The 25,704-nt window shown below is 63.4% G+C and carries 26 protein-coding genes; 8 read left to right on the plus strand and 18 right to left on the minus strand.

What is annotated here, in order from left to right; genetic code table 11:
• Positions 1–798 (minus strand): HpcH/HpaI aldolase family protein (locus N826_RS27425; RefSeq protein ID WP_157599372.1); only part of this gene is annotated, 798 nt, incomplete at its 3' end.
• A 747-nt stretch (positions 799–1,545) separates the two neighbouring features.
• Between N826_RS27425 and N826_RS27430 the strand changes: the two genes are divergently transcribed.
• Both N826_RS27430 and N826_RS40560 read left to right on the plus strand, forming a co-directional pair.
• Entirely contained in the window at positions 1,546–2,259 is a 714-nt protein-coding gene (locus N826_RS27430) for a carbonic anhydrase (protein WP_052832153.1), read from the plus strand.
• A gap of 45 nt (positions 2,260–2,304) precedes the next feature.
• Positions 2,305–3,927: a SulP family inorganic anion transporter gene (locus N826_RS40560; protein ID WP_147040875.1), complete on the plus strand. Its 1,623-nt coding sequence runs from the start codon at positions 2,305–2,307 to the stop codon at positions 3,925–3,927.
• 98 nt (positions 3,928–4,025) lie between these two features.
• Here the strand turns inward: N826_RS40560 and N826_RS27445 are convergent, their stop codons facing one another.
• Positions 4,026–4,241, minus strand: coding sequence for a hypothetical protein (locus N826_RS27445; protein ID WP_044434068.1), 216 nt, complete (start codon positions 4,239–4,241; stop codon positions 4,026–4,028).
• Between the two features lie 219 nt (positions 4,242–4,460).
• On the opposite strand from N826_RS27445, the gene N826_RS27450 reads away from it, so the two are divergent.
• A complete protein-coding gene (locus N826_RS27450; RefSeq protein ID WP_044434070.1) occupies positions 4,461–4,709 on the plus strand; it encodes a hypothetical protein in 249 nt (82 codons plus the stop codon).
• A 267-nt stretch (positions 4,710–4,976) separates the two neighbouring features.
• Here N826_RS27450 and N826_RS27455 read toward each other — a convergent pair whose 3' ends face one another.
• From N826_RS27455 to N826_RS40565, 9 genes are all read right to left on the minus strand, one after another.
• Positions 4,977–6,086, minus strand: a complete 1,110-nt coding sequence (locus N826_RS27455) for a branched-chain amino acid ABC transporter substrate-binding protein (protein WP_044434072.1) — start codon at positions 6,084–6,086, stop codon at positions 4,977–4,979.
• A gap of 183 nt (positions 6,087–6,269) precedes the next feature.
• Complete coding sequence (locus tag N826_RS27460; protein WP_308518285.1) at positions 6,270–6,623, minus strand: DUF6867 family protein; 354 nt, start codon at positions 6,621–6,623, stop codon at positions 6,270–6,272.
• Between the two features lie 7 nt (positions 6,624–6,630).
• A complete protein-coding gene (locus N826_RS27465; protein ID WP_044434214.1) occupies positions 6,631–7,341 on the minus strand; it encodes an ABC transporter ATP-binding protein in 711 nt (236 codons plus the stop codon).
• Positions 7,342–7,361: 20 nt separating this feature from the next.
• A complete protein-coding gene (locus N826_RS27470; protein WP_044434076.1) occupies positions 7,362–8,234 on the minus strand; it encodes an ABC transporter ATP-binding protein in 873 nt (290 codons plus the stop codon).
• Positions 8,231–9,718, minus strand: coding sequence for a high-affinity branched-chain amino acid ABC transporter permease LivM (gene livM, locus N826_RS27475; protein WP_044434078.1), 1,488 nt, complete (start codon positions 9,716–9,718; stop codon positions 8,231–8,233). Before livM ends, N826_RS27470 begins: the two co-directional genes overlap by 4 nt.
• A gap of 4 nt (positions 9,719–9,722) precedes the next feature.
• Positions 9,723–10,640: an ABC transporter permease subunit gene (locus N826_RS27480; protein ID WP_044434079.1), complete on the minus strand. Its 918-nt coding sequence runs from the start codon at positions 10,638–10,640 to the stop codon at positions 9,723–9,725.
• A gap of 464 nt (positions 10,641–11,104) precedes the next feature.
• Positions 11,105–11,473 carry an AzlD domain-containing protein gene (locus tag N826_RS27485; protein ID WP_044434080.1) on the minus strand — a complete coding sequence of 123 codons (369 nt, stop codon included), beginning with the start codon at positions 11,471–11,473 and terminating at the stop codon, positions 11,105–11,107.
• The gene (locus tag N826_RS27490) at positions 11,466–12,203 is read right to left on the minus strand and encodes an AzlC family ABC transporter permease (RefSeq protein ID WP_044434081.1); all 738 of its coding nucleotides are present in this window, start codon (positions 12,201–12,203) and stop codon (positions 11,466–11,468) included. Before N826_RS27490 ends, N826_RS27485 begins: the two co-directional genes overlap by 8 nt.
• Before the next feature lie 117 nt (positions 12,204–12,320).
• Positions 12,321–13,031, minus strand: coding sequence for a hypothetical protein (locus N826_RS40565; RefSeq protein ID WP_052832157.1), 711 nt, complete (start codon positions 13,029–13,031; stop codon positions 12,321–12,323).
• A 205-nt stretch (positions 13,032–13,236) separates the two neighbouring features.
• On the opposite strand from N826_RS40565, the gene N826_RS27500 reads away from it, so the two are divergent.
• Both N826_RS27500 and N826_RS27505 read left to right on the plus strand, forming a co-directional pair.
• Positions 13,237–14,154: an ROK family protein gene (locus N826_RS27500; protein ID WP_044434082.1), complete on the plus strand. Its 918-nt coding sequence runs from the start codon at positions 13,237–13,239 to the stop codon at positions 14,152–14,154.
• 173 nt (positions 14,155–14,327) lie between these two features.
• On the plus strand, positions 14,328–14,675 hold the full coding sequence (locus N826_RS27505; protein ID WP_044434083.1) for a RidA family protein: 348 nt from the start codon (positions 14,328–14,330) through the stop codon (positions 14,673–14,675).
• Positions 14,676–14,698: 23 nt separating this feature from the next.
• Here N826_RS27505 and N826_RS27510 read toward each other — a convergent pair whose 3' ends face one another.
• Positions 14,699–15,742: a zinc dependent phospholipase C family protein gene (locus N826_RS27510; RefSeq protein WP_044434085.1), complete on the minus strand. Its 1,044-nt coding sequence runs from the start codon at positions 15,740–15,742 to the stop codon at positions 14,699–14,701.
• A 52-nt stretch (positions 15,743–15,794) separates the two neighbouring features.
• Here N826_RS27510 and N826_RS40570 point away from each other — a divergent pair, with 52 nt between their 5' ends.
• The gene (locus N826_RS40570; protein WP_052832158.1) at positions 15,795–16,256 is read left to right on the plus strand and encodes a DUF883 family protein; all 462 of its coding nucleotides are present in this window, start codon (positions 15,795–15,797) and stop codon (positions 16,254–16,256) included.
• A 54-nt stretch (positions 16,257–16,310) separates the two neighbouring features.
• Here the strand turns inward: N826_RS40570 and N826_RS27520 are convergent, their stop codons facing one another.
• On the minus strand, positions 16,311–17,897 hold the full coding sequence (locus tag N826_RS27520) for a DegQ family serine endoprotease (RefSeq protein WP_084721233.1): 1,587 nt from the start codon (positions 17,895–17,897) through the stop codon (positions 16,311–16,313).
• 698 nt (positions 17,898–18,595) lie between these two features.
• Between N826_RS27520 and N826_RS40575 the strand changes: the two genes are divergently transcribed.
• On the plus strand, positions 18,596–19,486 hold the full coding sequence (locus N826_RS40575) for a hypothetical protein (protein ID WP_084721234.1): 891 nt from the start codon (positions 18,596–18,598) through the stop codon (positions 19,484–19,486).
• An 827-nt stretch (positions 19,487–20,313) separates the two neighbouring features.
• Here the strand turns inward: N826_RS40575 and N826_RS27530 are convergent.
• A complete protein-coding gene (locus N826_RS27530; protein WP_044434224.1) occupies positions 20,314–21,333 on the minus strand; it encodes an NADP-dependent oxidoreductase in 1,020 nt (339 codons plus the stop codon).
• Between the two features lie 90 nt (positions 21,334–21,423).
• Here N826_RS27530 and N826_RS27535 point away from each other — a divergent pair, with 90 nt between their 5' ends.
• The gene (locus N826_RS27535) at positions 21,424–21,972 is read left to right on the plus strand and encodes a TetR/AcrR family transcriptional regulator (protein ID WP_044434086.1); all 549 of its coding nucleotides are present in this window, start codon (positions 21,424–21,426) and stop codon (positions 21,970–21,972) included.
• A 158-nt stretch (positions 21,973–22,130) separates the two neighbouring features.
• Here the strand turns inward: N826_RS27535 and N826_RS27540 are convergent, their stop codons facing one another.
• From N826_RS27540 to guaA, 4 genes are all read right to left on the minus strand, one after another.
• Complete coding sequence (locus tag N826_RS27540) at positions 22,131–23,012, minus strand: hypothetical protein (protein ID WP_044434088.1); 882 nt, start codon at positions 23,010–23,012, stop codon at positions 22,131–22,133.
• Between the two features lie 29 nt (positions 23,013–23,041).
• Entirely contained in the window at positions 23,042–23,554 is a 513-nt protein-coding gene (locus N826_RS27545; RefSeq protein WP_044434089.1) for a GNAT family N-acetyltransferase, read from the minus strand.
• 3 nt (positions 23,555–23,557) lie between these two features.
• A complete protein-coding gene (locus N826_RS27550; RefSeq protein ID WP_044434091.1) occupies positions 23,558–23,860 on the minus strand; it encodes a type II toxin-antitoxin system TacA family antitoxin in 303 nt (100 codons plus the stop codon).
• A gap of 233 nt (positions 23,861–24,093) precedes the next feature.
• On the minus strand, positions 24,094–25,665 hold the full coding sequence (gene guaA, locus N826_RS27555; RefSeq protein WP_044434093.1) for a glutamine-hydrolyzing GMP synthase: 1,572 nt from the start codon (positions 25,663–25,665) through the stop codon (positions 24,094–24,096).
• Between the last annotated feature and the right edge of the window lie 39 nt (positions 25,666–25,704).

Here is a 25,704-nt window from a genome sequence, read left to right on the forward strand (position 1 = left end):
ACCGACCGGCTTCGATCCGTCGGACGCCGAGGCCGCGCCCTGCCCCTTCGCCTCCAGGACGACTGCCCGGGCGCCCGCCGCCATCAGGTGATAGTCGGAGCCGCCGGTGACGAACCGATAGCCGAGATCGATCATGCGCTTGGCGTATGAGGCCGCTCCGCAATGGATGCCCGGTATCACGCCGTGGGCCTTGGCACGCGCCAGGATGTGGGTAATCGCATCGTACAGCGGCGGTTCGGTATGGTCGAAGCCGAACTTGCCGGTCATCGAATAGCAGAGATCGGCCGGCCCGATATAGATGCCGTCCAGTCCCTCGACGCTCAGGATATCGTCGAGATTGTCGAGCGCCTGGGCCGTTTCGATCATCGCCATCACGATCACGCTTTCGTTGGCGCGCTCGGGATAATCGGCGCCGTAGTGCAGCAAGGCGCGGTTGGGCCCGAAGCTGCGGTAGCCGGACGGCGGATACCGGCAGGCGCCGACCAGACGCTCCGCTTCCGCCCGGTCGTTGATCATCGGGCAGATGACCCCCTGGGCTCCGGCATCCAGGACCTTCATGACGATCCCCGGCTCGAGCCAGGGCACGCGAACCATCGGGACGACCGAAGTGGTGGAGATCGCCGTCAGCATGGCGACCGCCGAGGCGTAATCCGTGACGCCGTGCTGCATGTCCACCGTCAGCGTGTCCCACCCCTGATGGGCCATCGTCTCGGCGGAGAAGGCATCGGGTATGGACAGCCAGCCGTTCAAGGCGCTGCCGCCATCCCGCCATAGGGTACGCAGGCTATTCTCTCTCAATGTTTTTTTCCTCCCTTTATATTTCCGGATATCCCCGGATCTCCGACCCCTGTTTGTCCCGGCCGATCCGTGATGACAACCCCTATCCGTAGCTGAATGTCATCATTTGTCATGACGGAAAACCATCGGTTGCGCTTTTAGGCCGACCGTCCTGGGCTTGGAGGGCATTGCTATAAGCCAGAACAATAGCACGCCATCTTCTTGGATTTCAATCCTATTGCCGGCATGTCGCAGATTGTGCGTCCAGCATCTGCCTGTAACGAAACCAGGCTCTCAACCTGTCGTATTGTCTCTATCGAAGACAAACAGCGATTTCATAAAGGCGATTGAGGAAAATACTACCAAATTATTACGTCACACTTTTTTCACAACTCATCGGTTGACATACTGCGGTGCAACATCAAAATGAACTCCTCCATCACAGCAGGACCAGAAGTAACATCGAAGCCAACCGACCAACATAGCGCCGGTGGACGTCAATGCATCCAAGATCAAACCAATTTTATGCTACCACGCCTCCATATTGAGAAAACGGCGAAATGATGACGTGATGCTATTTTCAACGTTTCTAATACAAATGCTTCAACGAGTTGACTAGGTACAAGTTATTTATTTTCAAATTGCCGAATACTAAAAACTATCCAGCCTTTTTAAAGGTAATCCCTCAACCTCGCGCTTGATGATCGATCGGTTCTATTGGGCTGAACATTCGTTGCGCGCACCGAGACATGAAAGTTTGGAGAAACCATGGATTCCGACCTGACCACCGGCGTTTCGCGTTTTCAGCGGGGCTACTATCGTCGCCACCGCCAGACGTACAGGACCCTGGCACGCCATGGCCAACGGCCGGATACGCTGTTCATCGCCTGCGCTGACAGCCGCGTGCTTCCCCATGTCATCACGTCGTCGATGCCGGGCGATTTGTTCGAGCTTCGCAATGTCGGCAACATGGTTCCGGCCCATGGCAGCAACTGCGACGCCACAGGTTCGGCGCTGGAATACTCGCTTCATGTGCTGAACGTCAGCCGGATCATCGTGTGCGGCCACTCTCATTGCGGCGCCTGTGCCGCACTGCTGTCCGGCAAGGCACCCGATGCCCTGGAGCAGACGAAAAGCTGGATCGAGCAGGGCCGCGATGTCAGGGAACTGGTCCTGTCCTCGGTCGAGGGCGGCGAACTGGACCTTCAGGAGGCGCTCGAGGATCAGGAGACCCGCAGCCAGCTCGAGGGCGCCCTTGAGCGGGCGATGGTCGTCCACCAGCTTCGCAACCTGATGACTTATCCCGAGGTCCAGGAACGTACGGCGGACGGCCGCCTGACGCTTCTGGGATGGCACTACAGCATCGATAGCGGCATCGTCGAACAATATGACCGCGATCAGCTCGCGTTCCATCCGGTCAAGGCGGAGGCGCCGAAACTCCTCAGCCGCACGTTCGGTTCGCTGTCGTCCCTGGCCTGGTAAGGCCTGCTCCCGATTATCCTTCATTCAGTACGAGGAGCTTCCCTTTTGACCAGTCAAAGCGTGACAGGTTCGCTTTCCAGGATCGGCATGAACAACGTGCTGGCCGGCCTGATCGTCGCCGTCGTGGCGCTGCCGCTCTGCATCGCCTTCGCGATCGCCTCCGGCGCCAGCCCGATGGCCGGCCTCGTGTCCGGCGTCGTTGGCGGCGCCATCGCGGCGATCTTCGGCAGTTCGCGGTTCCAGGTTTCCGGTCCGGCCGCCGCCTTCATCACCGTGATCGCCGGCATCATCGCCAGCCATGGCCTGCCCGTGCTGATGGCAGCCACGTTCTGCGCCGGGTTCATCGTCATCGGCATCAGCGTGCTGAAGCTCGGTCGGCTGATGGAGTTCATGCCCCATCCGATCATCGTCGGCTTCACCACCGGCATCGGCCTGCTGATCCTGATCGGCCAGATTCCGGTGGCGCTGGGCGTCGCCGCAGAGGGCGACGACGCCATCGCGAAGCTGATCGATACGGTTCGCGACATCCACACCGTCAGCATCCAGGAAGTCGTCATCGTCGGCTTGAGCTTCGCGTCGGCGCTGGCTTGGAGCCGCACTCGCTTCAACAAGTGGGTCCCCGCCCCCCTGGTGGCCCTGGGCGTCGGCCTGGGCACGGCGGAACTGGCGGTCTGGCAGGGATTGCCGGTCGCAACGGTAGGGGCCGCCTACAACGTCTCGATCGACGGACTGGGTTTTTCCGCGAATTTCCTTCAGACTATCCTGTCGAACCCCAGCGCGGTCCTCCTTTCGGCCTTGACGCTTGGACTGCTGATCGCGGTCGAATCGCTGCTGGCGGCCAAGGCGCTGGACTCCCTGACCGACAGCAGCCATGACCCGAATCGCGAGTTGTTCGGCCTCGGACTGGCCAACACGGCCGTCCCGTTCCTGGGCGGCTTGCCGGTATCGGGCGTGATCGTGCGCGGCAGCACTAATGTCATGAGCGGCGCCACGAACAAGTCGGCTGCGCTGATGCATGCCATCTTCCTCGGCATCTTCGTCGCCGCCCTGGCTTCGGTGGTCGCCCGTCTGCCTATGGCGGCGCTGGCGGCAGTGCTGTTCATGACCGCGATGCGCCTGATCGAAGTGGGCGAGATCCGGAAGATCCACCTGATGGGGGCGACGGAAGGCCGCCTTGCCATCCTGACGGCGGTCCTGACCGTCCTGGTCGATCTGACGGTATCCGTTCCGGTCGGGCTGGCCCTGACCCTGCTGCTGGTGCTTCGCCGGATGCTGGCCCATGGCTCGATCGCGGTGCGCGAACGCCACGGCGTCCAGGTCGCCGATCCCGGCACCCAACTCACGTTCCTGACAAGTCCGCGTATCCGGCCGCAGATCGACGCGGCGCTCGACAATGAGGCGAAGCCGGTCCAGGCGCTCGATCTTACCAGGGTCTCGGCGATGGACGCGACCGGCCTGTCGATGGTGGCCGAGGTGATCGACCGTCACCCGCACCTGGACGTCTGGGTGGCTTCGGCGGAGAAGACTCCGGCACTTCAAAGCGCCGGCGTGCCAGAGGATCGTATTCACATCCTGGGAAACAAGCTTGTGCGCCTGCGTGATGTATTGGCGACGATCCAGGCCTCCGATCCGACGGAACTTGCCGCTGTTTCGGCAAAGGCTCGATAGACAAAGGACGCGCCCTCGCGGGCGCGTTCACTTACATGGAACGAGTCGGGCCTGATCGGAGTCTTTATGGAACGGATCTTTGTCTATTCCAATCCAGTTCAGATATCCTCGCCTAGCGGTTCGAACTGAGTCGGGTCCAGCAGCGCCGCCACAGCCAGCGTCTTCAATGTCTTAGGGTCGTCCGCCCGCTTCATCTGGGCGTGCATCGCGCCCATCCCGTCCTTGCGGATCGCCACGATTTCCCACACGCTGCCACCGGGTCCCAGTCTCCGGTAACGCTGTCCTTCCGCAATCTCACGCTTTCTTCGCCGCATTGGCGTTCTCCAGAACCAGTAACCATTTTCTACCAAGCCGGCATCGCATCATGATGAAACAATCGGCAGTACCCTTGCGAGCGTTTCCGTCAGTCCTCCCGCGAGCATGCGAAAGGCGTGGCTGAAAGGCAACAGGAGAGGGTTCATGCCTAACGTCGTATGCCGGAAGATGCTGCACCGCCAAAGGAACAGATGCCTGTTCCGGAATGTTAGTGGGTCATGAAAACCGATCTCGATATCGTAATGGTGGCGACCCGTCTGGTGGAAGAACTAGGCGACGACGCCGTGCGCTTGGCCAAGGTTAAGCTGGTCGAGCTGATTGCCGCCAACAACCTGCGCGCCGCCGCGTTCTGGCGCGAGGTCATGCGGCTTTGCGAGGAGCATACCGGTGCCGCGGCTCCGTCGCCCACGAGTATAGCTCCGCCGAGGGCCGACGCCGCCGATACGGCGAAGTTCGCGGCGCATTAGCCGGGCGCTTCGACGCGCCTGTGCGGATAGAGAAAAGGCCCGGTGCCGAGCGCCGGGCCTTCTGCCGTCCGGGTGGCATGTTTAAGCTCCCGGTATTTCAACCGTCATCGTAATACCAGGGGCCGGATAGTTTGACCGGTCCGGAGCGTTAGATGTCGGGCTGAAGAGGCCCGACCTACGCCAGCGTGCTTTTTGTAGGTGGGGCCTCTTCAGCCCGATATCTTTGCCGGAAGCGGCCGCTGTTCGGCACAGCGGCCGCCCTTCGGATCAGTTCGTGGTGACTTCGGCGTACTTGCCGTCGTTCCACTTGTAGAAGACGTAAGCCGGGGTCGTCACGTCGCCCTTCTGGTCGAAGGCGATCTTGCCGATCACGGTGTCGAACTCGGTGCTGCGCAGAGCCGCCGTGACCTTGTCCAGATCGGTGGAGCCGGCCTTTTCGGCCGCCTGCTTGAAGATCTGTAGCGCCGCATAGGTGTAGAGCGTGTAGCCTTCCGGCTCATAGCCCTGCGCGCGAAACTTCTCGACCACCGGCTTGGCGTTCGGCTTGTTGCGGGGGTCGGGACCGAAGGTCATCAGGGTGCCCTGACCGGCCGGACCGGTGATGGTCCAGAACTCCTCGGTGACCAGCGCGTCGCCCGAGATGATCTGGACGGACATGCCCTGATCCTTCATCTGGCGGGCGATCAGGCCGGCTTCGGTGTGATAGCCGCCGACATAAAGGACATCGATGGCGGACTGCTTCAGCTTGCTGACCAGGGCCGAGTAGTCGCGTTCGCCGGGGGTATAGGCTTCGTAAAGCTTTTCCTTGAGGCCGGCGGCGTTCAGGGACTTCTGGGTTTCGTCGGCGAGACCCTTGCCATAGGCTGTCTTGTCGTGGATGACCGCGACGTTCTTGCCCTTGTAGGTCTTGGCGATGTACTCGCCGGCGACCAGACCCTGCTGGTCGTCACGGCCGCAAACGCGGAAGACGTTGTTGCCCTTGGCCTCGTCCGTCAGCTTGGGATTGGTCGAGGCCGGAGAGATCTGGAGCATTCCCTCTTCGCTGTAGACCTGGCTGGCAGGAATCGAGGAGCTGGAGCAGAAATGGCCCGCCACGAAGATGGCGCCGGCACCGGCGAGCTGGTTGGCCACGGCCACCGCCTGCTTCGGATCGCAGGCGTCGTCGCCCACTTCCAGCTTGATCTTCTCGCCCAGGATGCCGCCGGCCGCATTCAGATCGGCAACCGCGAGCTGGGCGCCCTTGTTCATCTGCTCACCGAATGCCGCGTACTGTCCCGTCATGGGACCGGCAACCGCGACGACGATATCGGCATAGGCCGCAGTCGAGGCGAGAGTGAGAGCCGCCGTCGCCGCGAGGAGAGTCTTCTTGAACTTCATAACCACGATGCTCCCTGTTCATGAGCTGGTCGTTACATAACCTATCGAAACATGCCGTATCGAAAAGTCCGCGCGGATTATCGCCCGCTACCGGTGCCGGGTAGCGGGCGGTGTTCCGCGTTGTATTTATAATATATCTGACCTGTAGCGGAGTGCGACAGAAACCGGAGTATCTTTCGCTTATCAGGCAGCGGAACTTCTTTCCCGCCAACTGAACAGACCGCTTCGTTCATAAAGCCACGGGTACTGTTTCACCATCTTGCGCGCCTGGGTCATCCGGTACGCCGCGAGACATATCACCGTCAGGATCGCGGTGTGGATGATATAGCCGGTCAGGCTGAGCAGCTGGCCGCCGAACAGCGCGTAGATCAGGAATCGGTCACCCAGGCCGAGCAGCGCCGTGTAGAGGAAGGCGGTCCGCATGGGACGCCATTTGGACGCCATTCCCTGCCCCGTCATGAAGGCGGCCCCGCCGAACAGGACGACGGTGAGACCGAGGAAGACAGGCAGGGAAACTCCGAGAAGCTGTTCCATCATGGGTCTCCTAATGCCCGCCTTCGAGATAGGCGGTCCGCACTTCCTCGTTCGCCAGCAATTCGCGTCCGGTGCCCTGGAGCGTGATGTTGCCATTGACCATGACATAGCCGCGATGGGCCAGCTTGAGGGCGTGGAAGGCGTTCTGCTCGACCAGGAACACGGTCATCTTCTGCTCCCGGTTGATGTCCTCGATCACCTTGAAGATCTGCTTGACGATCAGCGGCGCCAGCCCGAGCGACGGCTCGTCCAGCAGGAGCAGGCGCGGCTGGCTCATCAGCGCGCGCCCGATGGCGAGCATCTGCTGCTCGCCGCCCGACAGGGTGCCGCCCCGCTGGGCCTGACGCTCCTTGAGGCGGGGGAACAGGGTGTAGACCCGCTCCAGTTCCCGGCTGAAGCTGCCGGGCTGGGCCGTGATCGAGCCCATCTGGAGGTTCTCCAGCACCGTCATGCGGCCGAAGATGCGGCGCCCCTCCGGTGACTGGGCGATGCCGCGCCGGACGATCTCGAAGGTCGGGACGCGGGTGATGTCCTCCCCCTCGAAATGGACCGACCCCGACTTGGCGCGCGGGTTGCCGCAGATGGTCATCAGCAGCGTCGATTTGCCGGCGCCGTTGGCGCCGATCAGGGTGACGATCTCTCCGGCCGATACTTCCATGTCGACGCCCTTCAGCGCCTCGATCGAGCCGTAGAAGGTATGGACGCCCGAAATCTTCAGCATCGGCTCACGCATCTGTCCGCTCATGCGCCTTCCTCCCGCTCGGCGACCTCGGGCAGGTCGCGTATGATTTCCGGCGGCAGTTCCTCGTGTTCCTCCTCGCCGAGATAGGCGCGGATGACGGTCGGATCGCTTTTCACATAGGCCGGAGTGCCGTCGGAGATCTTGCGGCCGTAGTCGAGCACGACGACGTGATCCGAAATCCTCATGACGACGCTCATGTCATGCTCGATCAGCAGCACGCCGATCTTTTCCTCGTCGCGGATATAGATCAGCAACTCGGCGAGATCGCCTGACTCGCGCGGGTTGAGGCCGGCAGCCGGCTCGTCCAGGCAGAGCAGGACGGGTTCGGTACACATGGCGCGGGCGATCTCCAGACGGCGCTGGGCGCCGTAGGGGAGATTGCCCGCTTCCCAGTCCGCGAACTTCGTCAGCTTGACCTTGTCCAGCCAGTGCCGGGCCAGCTCGACCGCCTCCTTCTCCGCCTTGCGGTAGACGGGAAGGCCGAGCAGTCCCGCGACCGAGAAGCCCGAAGCCTTCATCAGCTTGTTGTGCTGGGCGACGATCAGGTTTTCCAGCACGCTCATATGGGCGAACAGGCGGATGTTCTGGAAGGTGCGCGCGACGGCGGCCTGCTGCGAGATACGGAAGGCTTCCAGCCGCTCGAGCAGAAAGATCCCTTCGTCCCGGTGCAGCGCCAGCCGGCCGACCGTGGGAGAATAGAAGCCGGTCAGGCAGTTGAACATCGTGGTCTTGCCGGCGCCGTTGGGGCCGATGACCGCCGTGATCTGCTGCTTCATCGCCGTGAACGACACGTCGTTGACGGCGACGAGACCGCCGAACCGCATGGTCAAATGCTCGACCTCGAGCAGCGGGGTTCCGGTGATCGCGGTCATTCCCCTGCCTCCGAATCGGCCTGTTGCTGTCTGGCGCTGCGCTTAGGGTGCAGCAGGATGGTCGGATCGCGGTGGGCCAGCAGGCCCCTGGGCCGCCAGACCATGATGAGGACCATGCCCATGCCGAAGGCCAGCATCCGGTATTCCGCCAGTTCACGGAAGGCTTCCGGCAACCCGATGATGATCAGGGCCGCGACGACGACGCCGATCTGGCTGCCCATGCCGCCGAGCACGACGATGGCTAGGATGATCGCCGACTCGATGAAGGTGAAGCTTTCCGGGCTGATGAAGCCCTGCCGGGTCGCGAAGAACGAGCCTGCGAAGCCGCCGAACATGGCGGCGATGGCGAAGGCCGCCAGCTTGATGTTGGTCCGGTTGATGCCGAGCGACGTGCAGGCGATGTCGTCTTCCCTCAGCGCTTCCCAGGCCCGGCCGACCGGCAGCTTGCGGATGCGCATCGTAAAGAGATTGACGCAGAGCGCCAGGGCCAGGATCAGGTAGTAGAGGAAGATGATCCGGTGCATCGGATCGAACGCGATCCCGAAAAGCTGGTGGAACGCGATCTCGCCCTCCGGCGGACGGCGCTCGAAGTCGGCGATGCCGAAGAAGCTGGGGCGCGGAATGCCGGAGATGCCATTGGGACCGCCGGTGAAGACGCCCCAGTTGAGCAGGACGATCCGGATGATCTCGCCGAAGCCCAGCGTCACGATGGCGAAGTAGTCGCCGCGCAGCCGCAGGACCGGGAAGCCCAGGATCACGCCCGACGTTGCCGCCAGCAATCCTGCCAGCGGCAGGCAGAGCCAGAAGCTGAAGTCGAAATAATGGGCCAGCAAGGCGTAGGAATAGGCCCCGACCGCGTAGAACGCGACATATCCCAGGTCGAGCAGCCCTGCCAGCCCGACGACGATGTTGAGACCCCAGCCCAGCATGATGTAGGTCAGGATCAGGATGCCGATATCGACCACCGAGCGGTTGGCGAAGGGCATGAAAGGCAGGACGATCGCGAACAGGATGGCGATGGGGCCAATCCAGACGGCGGCGTCCTGGACGCGGGCGCCGAGCCGGTCCATCGCCCGGTCCCGTTCCTGCTGGGACAGGGTGCTGCGGTCGCTGCGCGCCGTGATGGCGGCGCGGATCGCGATGATCAGGGCGCCGGCTATCGCGATTACCTTGAGAGCTGCCGACGGGAACGGCAGGAACCATGCCGCGGCCGCCACGCCCAGGCTGACGACCAGGACGGGCAGCGCCTGTTTTTCGCGGGTCAGGATCAGGCCGATGCGGCCGATGAAGACCAGCGCCACGGCGATGGCGACCTCGGTGAAGCGGGGGCTGACCGTCAGGCGGGAGCCGACGTCGACGGTCCGGAGACCGACCAGCGGGAAGGTGAGCGCAAGCGCTATCAGCGCGGTCACTCCCGCTTCCTTCAGCATGGCGGGCAGGTCCAGACCCGGGCGGCCGGATTGTTGGGATGCGAGTGCCGTCATCGGGTCAGACCTTCTCGATTTCCGGTTTGCCGAGCAGGCCGGTCGGGCGGAAGATCAGGACCAGCACCAGGATGGTGAAGGTCGCCACGTCCTTGTACTCGATCGAAAAATAGGCCGACCAGAACGCTTCGATCAAACCGATCAGCAGCCCGCCGAGCATGGCGCCGGGCAGCGAGCCGATGCCGCCGAGGACCGCGGCGGTGAAGGCCTTGACGCCCGCCAGGAAGCCGATGAAGAAGTCGATCACGCCGTAGTACAGCGTGACCATGACGCCGGCCACGGCGGCGAGCGCCGCACCCAGCACGAAGGTCAGCGAGATCGTCCGGTCGACGTTGACGCCGAGCAATCCCGCCATCGTCTTGTCCTGCTCGCAGGCGCGCTGAGCGCGGCCAAGCTCGGTCCGGGTGATCAGCAGCGTGAAGCCAGCCATCAGGGCGGTGGTCAGCAGGATGATGATGATCTGTAGGTAGCTGATGCTGACGGCGAAGCCGTCCGCCCGCTCCATCACGGTGAAGCCACCCTGGATCATCGGGGGCATCGGCTTGACGCGGGCGCCCTGGACCAGCTGGACGTAATTCTGGAGGAAGATCGACATGCCGATGGCGGAGATCAGCGGCGCCAGCCGGAAGGAACCGCGCAGCGGCCGATAGGCCAGCCGCTCGATCGTCCAGCCGTAGATGCTGGTGAAGACCATGGAGATGATCAGCACCAGCAGCAGCATGATCGGGACCCAGGTGATGCCGGCGGCTCCCAGCACGATGAAGCTGATCACCGCGATGAAGGCGCCGATCATGTAAATCTCGCCATGGGCGAAATTGATCATGCCGATGATGCCGTAGACCATCGTGTAGCCGATCGCGATCAGGCCGTAGATGGCGCCGAGCGTCAGCCCGTTGATCAATTGTTGAAGGAAGTATTCCATATCCTCGATACCCAGACGTGGATTGCGGCGGAGCGTCGGCGCAGCTTGCTGTTGACCGCCGCGACAGGCGGCGGTTCGACCGTTGGGGCGGTGCCCGTTCGAACAACCCGGAGATCCGGCGCGACGGCAAGCCGTGGCGCCGACGAGATTGCAGACAGTCGGAATTCTCCCGGTTCAAGCTTTCGGCCGGGTGGCGGGACCACCGGCCTTGTTGTTGCCTGGACGTTATATTACGGCCTGCGGGCCGGCAAGCATTGAAAATACGGTTACAATGGCGACTGAACGCGCTTGCTTGAACCCTGGGCAAAGTGGAGCCAAGAAACAAGCAGGCTGCCCAAAATGAAAGAGGCTTTGGAAACTTGGAATCGGCGACGCCCGGAGCGGTCGCGCTAGAGCGAACACAGCACAGTGCTTATCCTGGTCACAAGGATTGGTAGAAGATTTGCAATGCAAACGGGAGCTTTTTAAAACAACGTAACGCCTGCCATGGTGAGACCGATCAGCGACAGGGTGCCTGCGGTCACGCCGAGGAAGATGCTTTTACGCGCCAGATAGAAGGCGGCCACCGCAACCGCTGCCGAGACGAGGCGGACGCCGAGGTCGGTTGCCTCGAGCGGCCCGACCGGCATGACGATCATGCGGGCTATCAGGGCGGCTAGCAGCCCGTAGGCGATGCAGCCGACCCATTCGAAGACGGGACCGGCCGGATCGATCCGGCCGGACAGGGCGACGCCCAGCGCCCGCCATACATAGGTCGCCGCCGCTCCGGCGATCAGGACGACGACAAGCCAGAGGCTGGGCATCGACAGCGCGGGACCGGACAGCTCAGACATGCCGGCGCCTCAGCAGCCGTTCTCCGCCGAAGGCGACGGTCCCCGCGATCAGACCGGCGAACATCAGGCCCCAGTCGTGGGATATCGTGTGGAAGAAAGGCCCGAGTACGGCACCGAACGCCAGGGCCATCGCGCGGGCGCGGTGACGCAGGTCGGTCGCGAAGATCAGCATGAAATAGATCGGGTTCAGGAAGACGAGACCGAGCGTGATCGAGCGGGGAACGCTGTCGGCCAGCAGGAAACCCAGGGCGGTCCCGAGCAGGCTGGCGATCCACAGGCTGGCGGCGAAACCGAGGAAATACGGCAACCGCAAGGGACGCGGCATGTCCGGGCAGCGGCGCATGGAAAAAGCCCAGGCCGTCACCGCGACCAAGTGGGAATAGAGGTAATAGCGCCAGCGCGGAACGGCGGGGTCGTGGACCAGCGGCATCAGGGTGATGACCATGGGCATGAGCCGCGCATTCGTCAGCGCGACCGCCAGACAGATCACCAGGAGCGAGGCGCCGACCCCGTAGAGTTCGACGAGGACCACCTGCCCCGGCAGCGCCCAGGCCGACAAGGTGGAGAAGAGGCCCAAGCCCAGACCGATGCCGCTTTCCCGGACCAGCGAACCGAAGCCGACATAACTGGCGCCGAGAACGAGGGACGGCATGCCGGCCGCTTCCTTCGCCGCGCTGAAAAACATCCGGCGCCGGGCGCTCTGGTCGCCCGGCAGTGCTGTCTCTGTCATCCGTTTCCCGGAGGGCGGCCGCTTTACGGGATCGTGGGGGCCGCCTACGGGAGTCGAAAATACTCAGCTATGGCCGCCAGTCAACTTGCAGGCGGCTTCCATCCGGCTGGCTTCCGGTCAGTCGACTTTGGCCGCGGTGACGATGGTCTTCGCAGGCTTGGCCGAACCGCCCTTGGCCGCCGCCGCATCCTTTGCAGGTTTCGCCTTCTTGGCGTCGTTGCCCTTGCCCTGGACCGACGGCTTCGTTGACGCCTTGGTCGCGGTCAGCGGCAGATCGCTGTCGAGCAGTTCCGCTACGGTCACGCCGCAAGGCGGAGCCTTGCCAATCTCGTCGGTCCTGCTGTCGGCCAGATAGCGCTTCAGGTCGCTTTCCGACAGGGCCAGCGCCCGGTCGACGATGTCGCTGTGCGTCTGGCAGAAGACCGGGGGGGTCAGCAGGGCGGAGCGCTGGGCGATCTCGTTGGCGACCACAGTCCGGAAATCGTCGAACCTGCGGGTCGGGTTGCTCTTGTCGGTTTCCCGGAAGTGGCCGATCAGCACCTTCTCCCAGTTCATCAGGGAAGTGCGGTTCTTGGTGGTGAACTGCTGATACTTGGAGAAGAGCTTGCGGTCGGCCTCGATCGCGTTGCAGGTCAGGCCGATGACCATCAGCTCGGTATGCAGGCGGACCGCCTGTTCCGCATCGTATTCCGCCGCCGAGTAGCAGGCCGGCTTCGCCCAGGCCGATGTCGAAGTCGCCAGGACGCAGGCCGTGGTGACGGCGGCGGCGATCCGGCGCAGCTTGCGGACGGTCGGGAGAGAGGCTTTGTCGCTGGTGGCAGACTTCATGGGGAGCGGCCCTGTGCTAATCCGGATGGGCGGATCCGGACGGGTTGTGGCGTGTACGTGTTACTTCGTTTAGGGCAATTTGCCTTATCGAAGGTAAAGACACAATGTCCAACCTGACGAATCTTTTGGCGATGAGGACTGAAGCCGTTTCGGATAAGCTTGTCCACGCGGCCCGACAACAGATTCAACCAACCGGTTTTCATTCATGATTCGCATCGGCATCGATCTCGGTGGCACCAAAATCGAGGGAATCGCCCTAGATCGCAACGGCCTGGAACTGGCGCGACGGCGAATCGGTACTCCCCGTGGCAATTATGCAGCAACCTTGGATGCGATAGCCGGGCTGGTGACATGGCTGGAGGGGGAGGCGGGCGGCGGTCCCGCCACGATCGGCATCGGCATTCCAGGCGTCGTTTCTCCCCGGACCGGGTTGGTCAAGAACGCCAATTCCACGTGGCTGATCGGGCATCCGCTCGACCGGGACGTGGCGGAGCAGCTGGGCCGGAAGGTGCGAATCCAGAACGACGCCAACTGCTTCGCGGTATCGGAAGCCGCTGATGGCGCCGGGGCCGGGTACCACACGGTCTTCGGCGTGATCGTCGGGACGGGCACCGGAGCTGGGATCGTCGTGGGCGGCAAGGTGCTGACCGGGCGCAACGCGATCGCGGGGGAGTGGGGCCACACCTCCCTGCCCTGGCCCGCCGCCTCGGAACATCCGGGGCCGGAGTGCTACTGCGGACGTCCGGGCTGCATCGAGACCTGGGTGTCGGGACCGGGCTTCGCCGCCGACCATGAGCGGGCGACGGGACGGAAGCTGCCGGCGCCCGAGATCGCCGCCTTGGCGGAGACCGGCGACGCCGACGCGGTGGCGGCGCTGGAACGGTACGAGGACAGGCTGGCGCGCGGGCTGACCATGGTGATCGACGTGCTCGACCCCGACGTGATCGTGCTGGGCGGCGGCATGTCCAATGTCGAGCGGCTGTACCGCACGCTGCCGGCGCTGCTGAACCGCTGGTGCTTTTCCGACGGGATCGATACGCCGGTCGTGAAGGCCCGCCACGGCGACTCGAGCGGGGTCCGGGGAGCGGCCTGGCTTTGGGGTGTCGATGGAGCGCCGGACTGAATAGCCGGATCCGAGGCGGGTGGTACAGGGCAGCGGGACGGGGCAGCGGGACGGGGCAGCGGGACGGGGCAGCGGGACGGGGCAGCGCGTAAGCGGTTGCGTCGGGACGCTTGGAATGCCAAACCTGCGCCCCGAAAATTTCTCGTCAGAATGTTCCCGGAGGAACCATCACGATGTCCATCCAGCGCTTCAAGATCGGCCCCCGCATGAGCCAAGCGGTCGTCCACAACGAGACGATCTATCTGGCCGGTCAGGTCGCCGAAGACACGACCGCCGACGTCAAGGGCCAGACCAGCCAGATCCTCAACCAGATCGACGAGTTGCTGGCCCTGGTCGGCTCAGACAAGAGCAAGCTGCTATCGGCCACGGTCTATCTGAGCGACATGGCGCATTTCGGCGCGATGAACGCTTCCTGGGAAGCCTGGATCGATCCCGCCAACCCGCCGGTCCGGGCAACGGTGGAAGCCAAGCTGGCCGCCCCCAAGTATCAGGTCGAGATCGCCATCATCGCGGCGAAGTAACGTCGCCTTAGGCGGACTTCCGGTTAGCGGGCTATCCCGGCGGCGGGTCCGGGATAGCCCCACATCCGGTCGACCGCGTACAGGTCGAAATGGACGGCGCGGTCGGACGGCGTTCCCGACAAGCCGATATTGAGGCTCCGGCCTTGAAGGACGGTATCGAGCGACGCCGGATCGCCACCGGCGCGGATGTCGGATGCGGTCGCCAGCAGCAGGGCGCCGAACTCGCCGGCTTCGTCCCACAATCCGTGGAGCGACGATGCGATCCGCTCGCCGGTGACGGGATGGCGGAAGCTGTCGAAGTCGAAGAGCTCCTTCGGCATGTATTCGGGCAGGGCGGGATAGAACAGGGCCGTGAAGGCCCGCAGCCTGCCCTTGAGCAGGCGGTTGACGGCGGCGACTGCGATCGCCGCGGCGGGCACCGGAAACAGCCGGGTCAGAAGCATCTGCACGGCATAGAAGCGCCTGAAATAGCGGCCGACATCGGCGTGGATGCGCCAAGCTTCGGCAAAACTATCGGCGAAGAAATCCAGGCAGTCGAGGTTGGTGCGGCGGTTGCGGCGGATCGCCGTCATCGGATCAAAATCCCGGAGCGTCGTTCGCTGATCGCCGAGCATAGCAAGGTCGAGCCAGGATTCGACCAGCCTGTGGCACATCTGGGAGTCCGCCTGCCGGACCGGATCGGCATCGTAATAAGGTCCGGTCACCGCGTAGATCCAGGGGTGAAAGACGATGTCGAGGGCCATGTGGGACAGGAAGCCGCAGACAAAGGCGAAGCGGGCATCGCTTTCCGCGTCCGCCGGCTGATTTTGGAGGCGGCGCAGCATTTCACGGATCGGCGTTCCGGTATCCTCGCCCTGTCCGCCGTGAACGATCTCTCCCCAATGGGCGTAATCGCGGTCAACGATCGGAAACGTCACTTCGTAGTATAATGTGTCGGTCGCGATGGAGCCGAAATGAAGCGTCGGCCGGTTGTACCGAAGGAGTTGTCCGAGATCCGCACGGCCGCCTCGGGCGAGCCGACCGGTCAGCTCGTCGGCAAACAGGATATGGGTCAATTCCTTCGGCATTCTTCGATCCAAATTTCTTCAATCCAGCGAGCAGCGCAGAGAGGGGATCACCATGGACTGGGATACCATCGAACTGAACTGGGAACGGTACAGGAAACTGGCGCAGGACAAATGGCACAAGATCCCGGACGTTGTCCTTGAAGACATCGCCGGCAAGCGGGAACGTCTGGTCGCGGCGGTCGAGCGCGCCTATGACTTGTCGTTAGAGCAGGCCGAGCGCGACGTGAACAGGTGGTCGGAAGAGGCGCGACGCGTCGGGGACGCGCTGGCGGAGCGGTTCGCCCGCTCCCGCAGCCAAGCCGCCGCCGAGTTCCGGTCGGCGGCGGGCGCCACCTCCGCCCGGGTCGCAGAAGGCCGCCGGCGTCTGGCCGATCTCCGCGACCAAGCCGGCGCCAGAGGCGAACTGGCGATCGACCGGACGCGCGAGCAGGTGCGGGCGCACCCCGCCGCGACGATCGCCCTGGCAGTCGGCATCGGGATGCTGCTGGGCCAATTGCTGACACGTCGCAAATAGTCCGGCAGCGATCGGCCCAGGCAGCGCTTTTCCGGCGTCAGCCTTTCTCAGGCGTCAGCCTTCGAGCGGCAGGGGAACGAAGCGGAGTTCGCCCTGCCGGCTCAGCAGCATCAGCACGTTCTTGCGGCCGGCCTGCCTCGCCTGATCGATCCGGCTGGTCACGTCGTCCGGGCTGTCCACCGGCTCCTGGCCGACCTCGACGATGACGTCGCCGGCGGTGATGCCCTGCCCCGCGGCGGGACTGTCGTCGGCCGACTCCGTCACGACGACGCCTTCGACGGTCTCGGGGATGCTGAAGGTTTCACGCGTGGTGGCATCGAGCGGCGCCAGCGTCATGCCGAGCGTTTCGGTCGTCGGCGTCTGGGGTTCCATGCTGGGCGTCGGCGATTCGGTCATGGCACCGGCCGCCTGCTGAGCCTGCTCCATGTCGCCGACGCTGACCGACAGCGTGCGGGTCTCCCCGCCACGCTGGATCACGACCTCGGCCTTCTGCCCGATGGGGGTGTCGGCGACCAGACGCGGCAACTGCCGCATGGCGTCGACGTCCTGCCCGTTGAAGCGGAGGATCACGTCGCCCTGGCGGATGCCGGCCTGCTGGGCCGGGCCTTCCGGCGTGACGGTCGTGACCAGCGCGCCCTTGGGCTCACGCAGTTGCAGGCTTTCCGCGATCTCGGGCGTGACCGCCTGGATCTGGACGCCGAGCCAGCCGCGGCGGGGCTTGCCGTGGTCGCGGATCTGTTCCAGGACCGGACGCGCCAGCGAGGCCGGGACGGCGAAGCCGATGCCGATGCTGCCGCCGGTCGGCGAGAAGATCGCCGTGTTGATGCCGACGACCTCGCCGGCCATGTTGAACAGCGGGCCGCCGGAATTGCCCCGGTTGATCGAGGCGTCGGTCTGCAGGAACTCGTCATAGGGTCCCTGGTTGATGTCGCGCGCCCGCGCCGACAGGATACCGGTGGTGACGGTTCCGCCAAGGCCGAAGGGGTTGCCGATCGCCATCACCCAATCGCCGATCCTGAGAGCGTTCGAGTCGCCGAAGCGGGTGGCGGGCAGCGGCTTGTCGGTCTTGACGCGCAGCAGCGCCAGATCGGTCAGCGGGTCGGAACCGACCAGCTCCGCCTGAAGCACGGTGTCGTCGTGAAGCGTGACCTGGATCTCGTCCGCATCGGCCACGACGTGGTTGTTGGTGGCGACCAGTCCGCTGGGATCGATGATGAAACCGGAGCCGAGCGCCGTGACGGGACGCGGAGTCGGCTGCTGTTCGCGGAACTGGCGGAAGAACTCCTCGAACGGCGATCCCGGCGGAAACTCCGGGAGGTCCTGGCCGCCGGGTCCCTGCCCCGGTCCGCCGGGTCCGCCCGGCCCTCCAGGTCCCGGTCCAGGGCCGCCGGGTCCTTGCCCAGGCCCTCCCGGTCCGCCGGGTAACCGGGGACCGCCGGTTCCCCTGGTCTGGGTGGTCGAGATATTGACGACCGTCTTGATCTGCCGCTCCGCGAGGTCGGCGAAGCCGGGCGGGCCGCTTTGCGCCGAAACGGGGGCTGGCAGGACAACGCCGGCGGCGCCGAGGAAGGCGGCAAGCGGCAATGCCACCAGCCGTCGCGCGACCATCGAGCGGCGCTGGCGGTGTTGAGACGAGATCATTAACGGTCCTCCGACAATATGCGATGCGTGACGCCCGCGGGCATTTTCGACGCATCTCATCAACACGGGAACACCGATGCCCGTTGCCTTGGTCCGCGAAGCGTCACAGGTCCGGATGCCGTCGTGAACCCGGCCTGCCGGCCCTGCGATCTTGAGAAACGAACTTTGCAACGTTCATTTACGGTGTTTATTACTTAAGGCTGCAATGAAATGACTTTTTCAATAAATGAATAAGCCGTTCTTCAGACCAATGCCCAACCATTTACGGGTCGCCCGTAATTGATGCGATTTCGCTACCCAGCTACCCCGCGCCTTGAAAACCATAGCCGGCGAATTCCGACTCGGATACTCGATTCTTTAAAAGTCGGAAGCGAAGAACGCCCAGCGACTGACGATTTTTCAAATCCGGCGGTCGCGAAACCGCAAACATGCAGCTTTGGCCGTCGGCGAGCCACGAAATTCGCCCCTCGCTTGAGAATGAGTACGAAATGGGGTGAGAAATCTTCGGTACCTGTGAAAACGGTGCTGGTAATTTGATCGCGAATACCCAATATTGTTCTCGTTAGACAACATCACCACCGCCGTCATGCGTAAACGTTGCTGCCCTCTGGGAGGACGCCGCGCTGTTTGCGCACATTTTTCCGAGCGAAGTCACCACACCAATGACGCAATCCTCACTCTGGCAACCGAGCGATATCATGAGCGCTGAAGCCGGCACCGAGCCGGAGGCGCCTAAGCGGCGCGGCCGCATCCCGCAGTCAGCATGGCCGCACATACTTGAGCGGCACCGTGCTGGCGCGACATTGTCTGCCATAGCACGAGAGTTCGACTGCACTCCAAGCGCGATCTCCTACATCGTGCGCAAAGCGGAAGCCTCGGGTATCGAGCCCGCCGCGGCCCCGGCCGCCGAATCGGCCAACGAACCGGCCACTGAACCGACGGTAAGCGGAGACGCGGAAACCGAAACGGTCGCAGCCGTGAGCGAGCCGGCTGCGGCCGAGGCGGAAGTCCCGGCGCCGCAGGAACAGCCGGAAACGGTTGCCCAAACAGCAGAACCGGCTCCCGTTGCACAGCCTCAGCCGGTTGCGGAGCCTCCGGCAGCCGCGGAACCGGCTCCTGAGCCGCGTCCGGTGGTAAAGCGTGTCTCGCCGACCGAAGGACGTTCGCAGCTGCGCGCTTCCGATCTGGGACGCGGCGCCGCGCGCGAGGCCGCTCCGGTTCCGCCGCAGCCCGCCCCGGTGGAAGCTCGTCCCGTTCCCGCTTCCGCTCCTGCCCCGGTTGCCCAGGCGACGACCGCGGTTTCGGAAGCAGGTCGTCCGGCAGCACCTGCGGGACGGCAAGAGCCGGCACCGCCGGTCGATGCGGTCGAGGGACGGCTGCGCGACACCGCACGGTCTTGTCTGGTCGCTTACCGGGGCTGGAAATCGGCTCCTGGCGAGAACAGCATCCAGACGCTTCACGATGCGGTCCACGAACTGCGCAAGGCGCTGGCGCGAATCGAGATCGACATGTCGGCCAGCCGGCGTGACGAGCAGGTAAATCGGCCAATTCCGATCCCTGCTCACCGCGCCGCACGGCGTCCGCGCTGAATTGAAGGCGCCGATTTAGTTACCTGTTGCTTCGATCGGAAAAGCGGCTTTTTAAAAGGCCGATGTCGAGGGTTGTTTCCTTGGCATCGGCCTTTTTAATTCGTTATGTCGTCTAGGTTTTGCCAAGTTCAGGGCGATAAATTCACAGTAAGACCATCATTTTGTAGTTCGCTTCTACGATTTGCCATCGGCGCGCCAAACTGTGCAGTGCAATTTCACAAAGAAGTCTTCCCAACTGCCGTTTCAGCAAAAGCGTCGTCGGACGAGCCTGCTCAGGAGCCGAGCAGTTGGCCGATCATGGTCCAGCCGTAAAGCGAGGCGACCAATCCAGCGAAACCCAGGAACTCGGTCAGGAACTTCGAAGCCGACATCGTATCCTCCCTTGCAGGTGATCCAGCAGGTTGCTGGGGTGGTGACAAGAGGATCATATGAGAACATACTGGGAACATCAAGCATGATGTTCTCTTTACGTTCTCATAATGCCGAATTGCCACCGTTCCCCCTGCTACGGGCATCCGATGGATAGCGCAGCCGCTCTGGAACCTTTGATCGGTTGCAAGCGTTCTCCCGCGTGTAAACCAAACGACGTAGGAGAACAAAGTGGGGCGGAATATTTTTTACATCATCGGCGTCGTTGTCGTCGTAATTGCCGTGCTGTCGCTGGTCGGTCTTCGCTAAGAACGGCGAGGAGTTATGCGCTTCGGCGCAGCCAGGGTATCGGATACCAAAAAGGCGAAGGGTACCCGGCGGATTTTGGAATCGCCGGGTACCCTTCGCCTTTTTGAGTCTGTGCGTTCGACTGAGCGATCACTGCCGGAACTTCCGCCTCACTCGATGGTGAGCACGATTTTTCCCTGAATGTGTCCGTGATCGGCTCGCTCGTGGGACCTACGAGCTTCCGCAAGCGGAAAGGTGCTGTCGATCGCAACGCGGATCGTCCCGTCGTCAAGCAAGCGCCCGAGTTCCTGCAACTGCGCTCCACTCGATCGGACCTGCGTTGCGGAAACCGTGACGCCCAGAGCCGCAGCCGCCCCGGCTCCGGAGAATCCCAAGGGGAAGACTGGAAATAGAGCGCCGCCCCGCTTGAGCGTGTGCAAGAAACGACCGGTCGTCGGGCCGCCGACCGAATCGATGACGAGATCGACGTCGCGGACGACATCCTCGGGAGCGGTCTTCCGGTAGTCGATGAACTCGTCGGCGCCCAAGTCGCGCAGAAACGATTCGTGCTTGCCCGACGCCACCGCGATGACGCGCGCGCCCTTCCACTTGGCGATTTGCACCGCGAAGTGCCCGACGCCGCCGGCGGCCCCATTTATGAGGACGGTCTTGCCGTCGAGCGGCACGGGCCGATGCCTGTTTGGCTGAAGCGGATTCGGTTCATCGTGCCCGAGTTCGACCATGAACTGCCACGCGGTGAGCAATGACATCGGTGCTCCTGCTGCATGCGAATGGTCGATTCCGGCCGGCTTGAGTGCTACTTCCGATGCCGGGACACTGACGTACTCGGCATAAGCCTTGCTGTCCCCGAAAACGCCGCTGGGAAAGCGCACCATTGAATACACTTCATCTCCGACGGCGAAATCCTCGACGTCGCCCGCGGCTGCCTCGACGACGCCCGAAATGTCCGTTCCCGGAATGATGGGGAAAGCGCCCTTCGGCTGCCATTCGGGAGGAAGCGTTCGATAACCTTCACGCAGGTACCAGTCAGGCGGATTGAGCCCGACCGCGTGGACGCGGACGAGGATTTCGCCCGGCCTCGGTTCTGGCTTCGGAGCATCCTCGTAGACAAGGACCTCGGGACCACCGAACGCATAGAACCTCACCGCCTTCATCGTTTCTGCCGACATCGCTTCCACCTTCACACCAAATCGACTATCTCTATCCGGAACAGTGCCCCGATTATCCGGAGCACTGTTCCGTTTGTCAAGAGGGGGGCCATGCGAGCCGACGCCAGGAAGAACTACGACCACCTGCTGACGGTCGCCCGCGAAGTGGTCACCGAGCAGGGCGCCGACGCGTCGCTGCGCGATATCGCGCGGAAGGCCGGCGTGGGAATGGGTACGCTGTACCGTCACTTTCCGAAGCGTGAGGTGCTGCTCGAGGCCCTGCTTCGCGTCAGTTTCGACGAACTCACGGCGAGAGCCGGCGAACTGGAAGGATCGGCGTCGCCGGCGCAAGCGCTCACGTCGTGGCTACGCGAAGCCGTCACAGTCGCGCACAGATATAGAGGCGCCATCGATTCGATGGTGGCGGCCATCGCCGACACGGAGTCGGCGCTCCACGCCTCCTGCCAGACGATGCGCGCGGCGGGCACCCGCCTTCTAGTCCGGGCTCAGGAACAGGGCGTGGCACGAGCCGACCTGGACGGCACCGACCTGTTCGGACTGCTGGGAGCACTCGCGTGGCTTCGGGATCAGCCTGCGCTCGCGCCCCGCGCCGACCACCTCTTCGACGTAATTGCCGGCGCTATTCTGACCAGGGATTGAGCCGCTTGCGGCGGGCTCCAGCCAGCCGCTGGAGCCTTGCAGCCACGACGTGAGGTCGATTTTGACGGTAGCGCAGTCGACCGAAGCAGCAGGAGCTATGATCAAGTCCCGAGGCGCTCTTATACCACGCCTCGGGACTTGATCGTCTGGCCGTCTTCTTATCCGCCACGGCCGGTCCCTTTCAGAACCATCCGCACGAACGCAAACATTCGCATGAAGAGGTAGTCGATCTGGTCTGGCGAGGTCAGCGCCTCTTGCGTGATCTCCGAATGGCGGATGCGAAAGCTATTGCCAATGTTTGTCAGTTCGACCGCTTCGCGCGCAAGCAATTGACGGAACGCCGAGTTCGGTGCGGCAACACGGTCTAATAGCGCATCTGCCTGGACGCGTTTGTTCGCCCCCGGCTCAAGCGTTTTCAGCCGCTCGAATGCGTCCCAGAGTTTCTCAAGCGAGTCCTGCCGATCTTCCATCTTTGGCGACACGAAGCGTCGCCGTGCGGCCTCGAGCAGGCGATCCGTCTCGCCATCCCCAGTTTGGAAAAGCGTCCATCCGATCGCTTCGGTCAGCTGCGCCGGGAGGAGACGCCGAGCCTGCCCCTCGGGCGTAAGCTCAAACGCGAGCGCATTGCGGCGGAACAGCATGTTCACATCGGCAACGAACCGCTCAAGGCCCGCCGCGCGGTCCCAACTGAGGTGGTGGTGCCGAAAGAACTCGTGAAAGGACTCTTGTACTGGCTGCCCCACGGCGCCGGCGCAAAACTTCAAAAGGTCGAGAATGACAGGGGTGGCCGGGACTTCGCTCGGCGAAAGCGGCCATTCCACCCAGGGCACTTCCGCTGCCAGTACCCGGCGGAAGGATTGTTCGTCACACCCGCACGGGCCGTGCCCATCCGTGCATTGCTCGGGAAAGCGCAATCCGAATGAGCCGTCTCCGATCCGGGTCTGGATCAGGCTGTAGAGCCCGGCCCACAAACGCCCGTCGATGACATCGATCGTCGGCGGCCGCGTTCCGTATTCTCGGTCGGCAAAATAGGTAGACATCTTTTTGGCCGCCCCCGCGTCTTATCTGCTCATCTGAAGAGCTGTTCTATGTCGGCCATCGGTCGAAACAGCTTCAACGGCTGATCTGGAAACGGCAGAAAACTCTCACGCTCGTAAAAGGCACGGGCGCCATCGTCCTTCGCAGCGACAATCACAGCGAACGAAGCAACCTCGCTGCGGACCGCCCGATGAAGTGCGTCCGCCAACAGAAAGCGGCCGTAACCTTTCCCCTGATGGCGACGATCGACGGCGAGCCGGCCGAGCAACGTCGCCGGCACGAGTGGGTAGCGCGGCAATTTCTTGATCGTCTTATCGGGCAACTCACCAAGCTGCAGGGCGGTCGATGACAGAGTATAGTAACCCGTGAGCGCACCATCCGGCAGGATGAGGCCGAACGGAGCCGCCATCTTCTTGCGGGCGTCCTGACCAGCCTGAACACGAATGTACCGGTCTAGCGCTTCGACTCCGCTGTCAAAGACGGAGCGATCATGCTGCGCCGAAAGCGCCTCGACGCGCAGGTCTTCCCAAGCAGTCGCGGTCACGCCTCAGACGCCGGTCGCCTGGCGATAGCGGCGCACGGTTTCGCGCAGCCGGTCATTCGCCGGCTGCGGCTTGAGCAGCGCATCCACGAAGGCCTCGCTGTCACGCACCGACAGATCAAGCCGCTGATGCTCCTCGATCGCCCGCCGCGCCGCATCCTGGACGCTGGTCAGCACGAAGTCGGTCACCGTCCGGCCCTGCAGGGCGGCCGCGCGCTCAATAAGGTTCTTCTGGTCGGCCGTGACCCGCGTCTCAAGACGCTCGCCACGAACCCGACTGCGAGGGCTATGGGTCGCAGGTCCGACCATCACTGGGCTCCTTTAGAGGTTAGTTGAATGTACGGCCAATGGCCGGAAAGATCAAGGGGGCGGCGAGCCAGAGCGCCGCACGTGCGATCACCCCCGCAGAACCGCTCTCTGAAGCTCTCTCGTCGACCTGAAACTCCACTCTGATGCTCTCGATATCATTCGAGATAAATTTGAATATTTTCGTCGCCGTTTCTACGCTGCAATATCCCGCAGTAGCCGGGACTACGCTCCCCTCACTCCCACTCGATCGTGCCCGGCGGCTTGCTGGTGATGTCGTAGGTGACGCGGTTGATGCCGCGGACTTCGTTGATGATCCGGGTGGCGACTCGCCCCAGGAACTCGTGGTCGAAGGGGAAGTAATCGGCGGTCATGCCGTCCACCGACGTCACCGCGCGAAGCGCGCAGGCGTAGTCGTAGGTCCGCTCGTCGCCCATCACGCCGACGGTGCGGACCGGAAGCAGCACGGCGAAGGCCTGCCAGATGGCGTCGTAGAGACCGGCGTTGCGGATTTCCTCCAGATAGATCTGATCGGCCTTCCGCAGGATCGTCAGCTTTTCCGGCGTGATGTCGCCGGGGATGCGGATCGCGAGGCCGGGACCTGGGAACGGATGGCGGCCGATGAAGCTGTCCGGCAATCCCAGTTCATGTCCCAGCCGGCGCACCTCGTCCTTGAACAACTCGCGCAGCGGTTCGACCAGCTTCAGGTTCATGCGCTCCGGCAGGCCGCCGACGTTGTGGTGCGACTTGATGGTCATACCGCCGCCGGATACGGAAACGCTTTCGATCACGTCGGGATAGAGTGTCCCCTGAGCCAGGAACTCGGCGCCGCCGATCTTGTGCGCTTCCTCGTCGAACACGTCGATGAAGAGGCCGCCGATGATCTTGCGCTTCTGTTCCGGATCGCTGACGCCGGCCAGCTTGCCGAGGAACAGGTCGGATGCGTCGCGATGGACCAGCGGGATGTTGTAGTGATCGCGGAACAGGGTGACGACCTGATCGGCCTCTCCCGTGCGCATAAGGCCGGTATCGACGAAGATGCAGGTGAGCTGATCCCCGATCGCCTCGTGCAGCAGCACGGCGGCGACGGAGCTGTCGACGCCGCCGGACAACCCGCAGATCACCTTGCCCTTGCCGACCTTGGCCCTGATCCGCGCGATTTCCTCGTCGCGGAAGGCGGCCATGGTCCATTCGCCGGAGCAGCCGGCGACGCGATGGGTGAAGTTCTCCAGCAGCTGGGCGCCGTGGGGCGTGTGGACGACTTCCGGGTGGAACTGCACGCCGTAGAAATGGCGGGTATCGTCGGCGATGATGGCGAAGGGAGCGCCTTCGCTCTGCGCCACGACGCGGAAGCCGTCCGGCAGTTTGGTGACGCGGTCGCCGTGGCTCATCCAGACCTGCTCGCGGGCGCCCTGCTCCCACAGCCCGTCGAACAGCGCGCAGGGCTCCTTGACGTCGATGAAGGCGCGTCCGTACTCGCGGTGGTCGGAGCCGGTGACCTCGCCCCCCAGCTGGGCGCACATGATGTGCTGGCCGTAGCAGATGCCGAGGACGGGAACGCCCTGGTCGAAGACCTGCTGGGGAGCGCGGGGCGAGTTCTCCTGGGAGATGAACGCCGGGCTGCCGGACAGGATGATTGCCTTGGGATCGAACTCCCTGACCTTCTCGTCCGTGATGGTGAAGGGATGGAGTTCGCAGTAGACACCGCTCTCGCGCAGGCGCCGGGCGATCAACTGGGTCACCTGGGACCCGAAATCCAGGATGAGAACGCGATCGGCTGTCAGGGCGGGGGAGAGAGGGGCAGTCATGTCAACTCGCTTCAAGCATTGAATGGGGCGATCTGGGAA

The sequence above is a fragment of the Skermanella aerolata KACC 11604 genome, assembly GCF_000936425.1.
Lineage (GTDB): Bacteria > Pseudomonadota > Alphaproteobacteria > Azospirillales > Azospirillaceae > Skermanella > Skermanella aerolata.

Bases quoted from the DNA above. Each gene is read 5' to 3' on its own strand.
- N826_RS27430 (WP_052832153.1), top strand. From the start codon at position 1,546: ATGGATTCCGACCTGACCACCGGCGTTTCGCGTTTTCAGCGGGGCTAC.
- N826_RS27445 (WP_044434068.1), bottom strand. From the start codon at position 4,241: ATGCGGCGAAGAAAGCGTGAGATTGCGGAAGGACAGCGTTACCGGAGA.
- N826_RS27450 (WP_044434070.1), top strand. From the start codon at position 4,461: ATGAAAACCGATCTCGATATCGTAATGGTGGCGACCCGTCTGGTGGAA.
- N826_RS27455 (WP_044434072.1), bottom strand. From the start codon at position 6,086: ATGAAGTTCAAGAAGACTCTCCTCGCGGCGACGGCGGCTCTCACTCTC.
- N826_RS27460 (WP_308518285.1), bottom strand. From the start codon at position 6,623: ATGATGGAACAGCTTCTCGGAGTTTCCCTGCCTGTCTTCCTCGGTCTC.
- N826_RS27465 (WP_044434214.1), bottom strand. From the start codon at position 7,341: ATGCTGAAGATTTCGGGCGTCCATACCTTCTACGGCTCGATCGAGGCG.
- N826_RS27470 (WP_044434076.1), bottom strand. From the start codon at position 8,234: ATGACCGCGATCACCGGAACCCCGCTGCTCGAGGTCGAGCATTTGACC.
- livM (WP_044434078.1), bottom strand. From the start codon at position 9,718: ATGACGGCACTCGCATCCCAACAATCCGGCCGCCCGGGTCTGGACCTG.
- N826_RS27480 (WP_044434079.1), bottom strand. From the start codon at position 10,640: ATGGAATACTTCCTTCAACAATTGATCAACGGGCTGACGCTCGGCGCC.
- N826_RS27485 (WP_044434080.1), bottom strand. From the start codon at position 11,473: ATGTCTGAGCTGTCCGGTCCCGCGCTGTCGATGCCCAGCCTCTGGCTT.
- N826_RS27490 (WP_044434081.1), bottom strand. From the start codon at position 12,203: ATGACAGAGACAGCACTGCCGGGCGACCAGAGCGCCCGGCGCCGGATG.
- N826_RS40565 (WP_052832157.1), bottom strand. From the start codon at position 13,031: ATGAAGTCTGCCACCAGCGACAAAGCCTCTCTCCCGACCGTCCGCAAG.
- N826_RS27500 (WP_044434082.1), top strand. From the start codon at position 13,237: ATGATTCGCATCGGCATCGATCTCGGTGGCACCAAAATCGAGGGAATC.
- N826_RS27505 (WP_044434083.1), top strand. From the start codon at position 14,328: ATGTCCATCCAGCGCTTCAAGATCGGCCCCCGCATGAGCCAAGCGGTC.
- N826_RS27510 (WP_044434085.1), bottom strand. From the start codon at position 15,742: ATGCCGAAGGAATTGACCCATATCCTGTTTGCCGACGAGCTGACCGGT.
- N826_RS40570 (WP_052832158.1), top strand. From the start codon at position 15,795: ATGGACTGGGATACCATCGAACTGAACTGGGAACGGTACAGGAAACTG.
- N826_RS27520 (WP_084721233.1), bottom strand. From the start codon at position 17,897: ATGATCTCGTCTCAACACCGCCAGCGCCGCTCGATGGTCGCGCGACGG.
- N826_RS40575 (WP_084721234.1), top strand. From the start codon at position 18,596: ATGAGCGCTGAAGCCGGCACCGAGCCGGAGGCGCCTAAGCGGCGCGGC.
- N826_RS27530 (WP_044434224.1), bottom strand. From the start codon at position 21,333: ATGTCGGCAGAAACGATGAAGGCGGTGAGGTTCTATGCGTTCGGTGGT.
- N826_RS27535 (WP_044434086.1), top strand. From the start codon at position 21,424: ATGCGAGCCGACGCCAGGAAGAACTACGACCACCTGCTGACGGTCGCC.
- N826_RS27540 (WP_044434088.1), bottom strand. From the start codon at position 23,012: ATGTCTACCTATTTTGCCGACCGAGAATACGGAACGCGGCCGCCGACG.
- N826_RS27550 (WP_044434091.1), bottom strand. From the start codon at position 23,860: ATGGTCGGACCTGCGACCCATAGCCCTCGCAGTCGGGTTCGTGGCGAG.
- guaA (WP_044434093.1), bottom strand. From the start codon at position 25,665: ATGACTGCCCCTCTCTCCCCCGCCCTGACAGCCGATCGCGTTCTCATC.